This window comes from Tunicatimonas sp. (genome assembly GCF_049647865.1).
In the GTDB taxonomy this organism is placed as follows: domain Bacteria; phylum Bacteroidota; class Bacteroidia; order Cytophagales; family Cyclobacteriaceae; genus Tunicatimonas.
On record NZ_JBARYM010000303.1, the window covers coordinates 1 to 5,946 of the forward strand.

The following is a 5,946-nucleotide window of genomic DNA, read 5'->3' on the forward strand; positions in this document are numbered from 1 at the left end:
ACTTCACCTATAATCGGCTGCGGGACAACTCGACCCTTCGAGCGAAGTTTTACATCATAAACTTTGACGAACCCGAGCGTTCTCACCGGTGTAATCCGTTACTGGCAAGCAGTCTGAACGACATTACCGATGCCTACGAAAGCGCGTACTCAATGATGCTTAACCTGAACCGGAGCTGGATAAAGAAGCAAGGCGACTTCTTTGTCGAGTCGCCAATCAATATTGTTACGGCGTGTATCTGGTTCCTCAAACGGTATGATCAGGGGCAGTACTGCACCCTGCCCCACGTCATAGAGCTGCTTACTTCTCCCTACGAGGAAATGTTTCCGGTGCTATTGGATCATCCCGAACTTGAGGTGTATATGCAGCCCTTTGTATCGGCTTACAAGCGCGGAACCTTTGATCAGTTGGAAGGACAAATTGCCTCGGCCCGCATTGGCATGGCCCGCTTGGTATCCCCTCCGCTCTACTGGGTGATGTCGGGCAATGACTTTACGTTGGATATTAATAATCCGAACGATCCTAAGATTCTATGCTTGGCAAATAATGAAGAAAGGCGGGCCGTGTACGGCGCGGCCCTAGGGTTGTATAATTCTCGCTTGATACGAATGATTAACAAACCTGGTAAAATCCCCTGTGGGGTTATCATCGATGAGTTGCCAACCATCTTTTTCCGAGGGCTTGACCATTTGATCAATACGGCTCGTAGTAACCTAGTGGCTGTTTTACTGGGATTTCAAGACTTTTCTCAATTGGTGCGTGACTACGGACGAGAGGAAGCGACGGTTATTAAAAATACCATAGGCAATGTGTTTGTGGGTAACGTGGTAGGGGAGACTGCTAAAGAGTTATCCCAGCGCTTTGGAAAAATCAAGCAAAAGCAACATTCTCACTCCATAACAACGACCGGAACCACGGAGAACCTTAGTTCAAGAATGGATACCCGTATACCTGACTCAGTGATGAGCGAGCTAAGCCAAGGGACGTTTGTAGGAACCGTAGCCGATAGTAAAGAGATAAAGATAAAGCTAAAGGTATTCCACGCCGATGTAAAAGTAGATGGATTGTTAATCCAGCGAGAAAATAACAGCGAACAGCCCATACCAGCCTTTCGCCAACAGGCCTTCCTTGATGCGGCAGGCCGTAATTGTAAAGAAAAAGTGCTTCAGGAGAATTTTGAAAAAATTCGGCAGGATGTTAAAAATATCTTACAATCCGAGCTGAAGCGTATTCAAAATAATGATCAAGGGGAGTTTGCCGCTTGACCCATATATACGCGTTGATTTTACACTCATTTATTAAAAACGACCATGCAACAATCTTTACAAAACTCACCCCCGCAGCATCCAACCGGTTCTGGGGATTTGGATGATCCCACACAGTGGAATGACTTTAAGAATTATACTGATCCTGATCAGGAAGAGGACGAAGGAGCTTCCTCTCCGGTAGTCACCGCCGCCGATGATTCGCCTTTATCCAGTGAAAGCGATCAGGATCAGTATGAGGAAGAAGATGTCTTTGGTAGCCTAGCGATGGAAGAAGAAGCGGACTCGCCCACCGAAGACGTGGTTGGGGACTCCTTTGTACCGCCGCTAAATACTACCCTACATGCTACCTTTAGTGCGGAAAGCCTGCAAATCATTCAACGGTTACATTTCGATCTGTCATCGCAAGACCATTTTAAAAAATTGCAACCCCTGAAGATCATCTACGAATCCGAGTGGTTAGATAAGCCGATGATTCTATTGGCTTGGCCCGTTCTCAATGCGCAGGGCGAGATCAGCATCAACGTAATACCATATTTACAGCACTTTAATTAGATCAGTGTCTGTAGGATTACTACGATGGTGCTGTTCCTTTCACTTGTAGATGACGATTCCATATTATTCTTGTTGGGGGATTAACGACACGACCCCTGCTTTAAAAATTTACCGGCATGCCTACTCTAACTGAGCAAATAACCCAACAGCAGCAGCGCTACCTTTCTTTACTGAATAAGCATAAGGTGGACTACCTAACGATAGGTAATTTAGCTATGCGTAAGTACGATGAGCTCTCCTGGGTAGGAAATATTGCCGTTTGGGTAAAGCCTGATGAGCAGAACTACGCTAAGCTCAAGGATGCTTTAGCCGAAGGGGGCAAGAAGCTTCGGGGGTGAAGTAAACGTTTTGTCAATAAGCAAGATAAACCCTTGATTACGATTGGTAAAAAGGATCAACACCTGGAAGTGGTGAATTACGCAGCAGGCATGCTATCCTATCAATGGAGTGAATTCACTCGACGAAGTGAACAACTAAAAATTGGCTCACTCACTATTCCAGTGCTTTCCAGGGATGACTTGACTACCCATATAGCGGCCACCCTAGATCCTGGTTTGGCCACCAAAGTAACCCCTTCCAAAGATCAGACAGTTAGTAGCCGCCCATCAGTCGCAACAAAGCGCACTAGTACGCATTCTACTGCTAACCAGCTTATTGACTGGGGGGAAGCATCTCGGACGATGAACCCCGCCCAGCTTTTAGAAGATTTTGGTTTTAAGCACGACCCAACTAAAGGTAGCAAGCGTGGAGCCAATGGACAAGTATACAAGCGAGATGGAGAAGCTGTTCTCATGTATCCCAACCCGGATTCCAAGGCTGTGCTGATCAATCAATTGACTGGGGAGAAAGGCGATAGTATTACCTTTCTAAAGTCACAACTCGCCAACGATCCGCACCGTGTGAATAGCTATATCAAAGAGCACTTTGGGGGGGTGCCCCCCTTACAGTACGCTACACCACGGAAGTTTGCTACCCCTGGTAAACGGATGAGGGGGCAGCCGGTGATCCCTGCCCCTAACATCCCGGCAGACGTTCGCTCTCAAAAACCAGTAGCCACTCGGTCCTTACAAGATAAATACCAAATGCGGCTGTTAGACAATTTTGCCTACTTAACGCATAGAAATATAAAAAAAGCCACCGTGGAAGACCCAAGTTTTCGCGGACAGGTACTGAACGCTCGGGGGTGGAGCGACCAAAAAGAACAGCCCGTAGCGGTAGATAACACGGTCTTTCCTATGCGCAACGATGAGAAGTTACAGACAATTATCATGAAAAATGAGAAGTTTAGCGGAATGCCAAAGGTCAGCCGGGCTGGGGCCATCTGGCAGTCTAACCCTACCTTTCTGCTGGCTAAAGATACAGCGATTGGTGAACACCTCATTCCGGCGGGAACGCGTGCTTCCTTACGGGTGGGTGATCCTGATAAAATGGCACCTTTATCGTCAACAATCGCGTTTAGGGTGGCGGGCAAGCTCCAGGAAGTACCCGTATCGGCTGATCAAGTAACCGCAATAGAACACGCTAGAATCAATACCAGATTATCCCGGCTCGTGGTCACGGAGAACCCCATTGATGCGTTGTCATTTCATCAGTTGATGCCCCCTCGGGGCCTTGAGTCTCGCGTGTATGTAGCGACAGGGGGCAACCATTCTGCCGCTCAAATTGAGACGGTGCAGGGGCTACTAAAAACCCATCAACCCCAACAGGTGGTGTTTGCCAACGACCGGGATCCAGCCGGAACCAAAGCGACCATCAACCAGATGGGAGCACTATCGGAAGGCAAGGTGTCGGTACACCTGGACGAGAAAAAGGATCACTACCAGCTGCAAGTGCAAGTACCTACTGGACAAGCTATTGAAAAAGTAGCCAATAGCTTCGTTGCTCAAGTAAACCGAGCTTCGGTGAAACATACTGATTCAGCAAGCAATACATCGACGGTCTACCTGCCAAAAGATTTGTCTACCTTAGTACAAACCCAACACGCAGTAGCCGACTGGTTAAATAAAAACCAAACCCAAGGCCAATCCCCTACATTTAAAGTAGTAAACTCTAGGGATAACGACTTTAACCAGGATGTAAAAAACCAGGCTAAAGAGAAGCAATTGAAAATAGCGTCAAAAAAAAAGCCCCTTCGTCCCGATGTGAATGACAAGCTGAACGGACTGGCTCAGGATATGGGTACGCTGGGGCAAGGAGGGGTTGACTTTATATTGGGGGGAAGTCCTACCCCCCTTCGCCCCAGAATAAGGAAGAAGCCCCGAGAGAACGTATCGGTTCGCTCTGCTTTAGCGGAAAAAAAAACTAATCTACCCTCACCACCTTTCCGAGATCAACAATCATCTGTTGGTGAATTGCCCTCAGTGCCACCAATCACCCGGAAGCACCGAGCACAGGGTGGGGATCAATCCGCAACCGTCGTGCCACCAAAACAAACCAAGCAAGGCACTACGACAACTCCAACGGCTCTTACCAATCCACCAACGAAGGGATCAGAAAAAAGGGTTAAAAAGAACCGTAAACGGCCATCGGGTAGGAAAAAACAGGTTACTGGAAGTATGAGCCGGGCTATGGCATTGGATGTATTAAATGCCTCATTGCAGGTGAAATTCATACAGGGAGTACCTAGCCAAGTAGTCCGGCGTATGGCCATTACTCAGCAAAAGCTAGTGAGTGTGATCCGAGGCTCGGAAGGTAAACTAGCCAACCAACCGGTAGCGATAGCACTAACCAAGAAGGAAGGAAACTCCTTGTTTGCTGTACTAAAACACAAAAATCCAACCTTAGCCAAGCAGCTGTTGACCAACTTTAGTAAGGCACCGCTAACCCAACACGTAGCCAATACTGTGTCAAAACCACAAAAGGATTCCCTAACGAAAAAAGCGAAGGTGTTCACCAGTGGTACACCTGCTCAAAAAAATAGCTCTCCGTTAAAAAGTAGTATGCAGCCACACATTCCTAAAAAGAAGGGGATCAATATGTAAAATGTTGCCCCATCAAAATTTAGCCATGAGTGTCCAGGCCTAACTAATTAATCTACTAGAGTAAATCACCTGTTCAATTAAATATCATATGCATACAGCGAATAAGACAACAGAAACGTTTCGCCCCGCCACCACGCTGACCGAGTTCTTGCGTGCCGCGCAGGTCATCATCTATAATGAGGCCGATACCGATCAAGTACGGAAGCGGGGGAAAGGATCAGACATTAAGCAGGAAGCTATCCGACAGGTACTCAAGGCTAATACCACCTATACCGATGCTGAAGCTGAGCGTCGGGTGGAGCAGCGGTTGATCTACCTATGTGGAAAAAGGTTAATTTTTATACGTACTTAGAATCATTACGCTATGAAGAACGACAATAAACCGTTAGATGATGAATGACTACTAGAGCGGATTGATGAGCGGGTGCTCGGTATAGCCATATCCGCAGAACGTGCAGCACAATTCAGGGACCGGTACTGGAGTGATGACTCTTTCCGGCAGCGCTATGCACTGACCAAATCAATGATTGAAGCCTTACGCAAAAATAGCTAATTGTCTAGCGTAACTACGCTATCTTACAGCTCGGTAAAGACCGAACCATCAAAAATGAAATCAAACCAACCTTCTTGGATGTCGCCCTGCAATTGAGCGGTATGTTGGTACGGATACACGGGGCTTAGATGCTCAACGAATGTGATATGATCGCGTTGCTCTTCCGGTGAAAAGCCCCCCAAATCCTGCTGATTGGATAACAGTATACTGACCCCTTTCTGTTTATCGTGCCCTGGGTATTCGTCGTAGATATACCCCTTCAATTTCTGGTGATTGAACCGCTCATCTACCTTTACTATATCGCCTACGCGAAACGGATGATGATGTGAAGGGGCTACTGGGGCGGCTACGGCAAGAGTCCGGGTAAACGCCCCTTCCGGTAAGGGGGCTATGAACTGTTCTTTGAAGGACTGATAATGTTGAAGGGCTACCGGCTGTTGGTAGAGGGTTAAGCAGATCGCTAAGGCCAGCTGGGCGGGGCCACTACCGCTGTACCCATGATCGAATCCGGATGGGGATTTGTTCATGACGGCCAAGCTGTCTTCTAAGGATAGCCTTTTGTTGTTCAAATAGTAGAAGCGCTGGTTGTTCC

General features: G+C 47.5%; 6 protein-coding genes. 5 read left to right on the top strand and 1 reads right to left on the bottom strand.

The window, feature by feature from the left end; translation table 11 throughout:
• The 5 genes from WBA23_RS09275 to WBA23_RS09295 form a co-directional block, all read left to right on the top strand.
• Window positions 1-1,265, top strand: a 1,265-nt coding sequence (locus WBA23_RS09275) for a TraM recognition domain-containing protein (RefSeq protein ID WP_424581997.1), incomplete at its 5' end; no start/stop codon positions are given.
• Between the two features lie 45 nt (window positions 1,266-1,310).
• A complete protein-coding gene (locus WBA23_RS09280; RefSeq protein ID WP_424581998.1) occupies window positions 1,311-1,820 on the top strand; it encodes a hypothetical protein in 510 nt (169 codons plus the stop codon).
• Window positions 1,821-1,936: 116 nt separating this feature from the next.
• Window positions 1,937-2,158 carry a hypothetical protein gene (locus WBA23_RS09285; protein ID WP_424581999.1) on the top strand — a complete coding sequence of 74 codons (222 nt, stop codon included), beginning with the start codon at window positions 1,937-1,939 and terminating at the stop codon, window positions 2,156-2,158.
• Window positions 2,159-2,191: 33 nt separating this feature from the next.
• Window positions 2,192-4,801 carry a toprim domain-containing protein gene (locus tag WBA23_RS09290; protein ID WP_424582000.1) on the top strand — a complete coding sequence of 870 codons (2,610 nt, stop codon included), beginning with the start codon at window positions 2,192-2,194 and terminating at the stop codon, window positions 4,799-4,801.
• An 88-nt stretch (window positions 4,802-4,889) separates the two neighbouring features.
• Window positions 4,890-5,153 (top strand): hypothetical protein, encoded by a 264-nt coding sequence (locus tag WBA23_RS09295; protein WP_424582001.1) that lies wholly within the window; start codon window positions 4,890-4,892, stop codon window positions 5,151-5,153.
• Between the two features lie 224 nt (window positions 5,154-5,377).
• Here the strand turns inward: WBA23_RS09295 and WBA23_RS09300 are convergent.
• Window positions 5,378-5,946: DUF6166 domain-containing protein (locus WBA23_RS09300; protein ID WP_424582002.1), on the bottom strand; the 569-nt coding region annotated here is incomplete at its 5' end.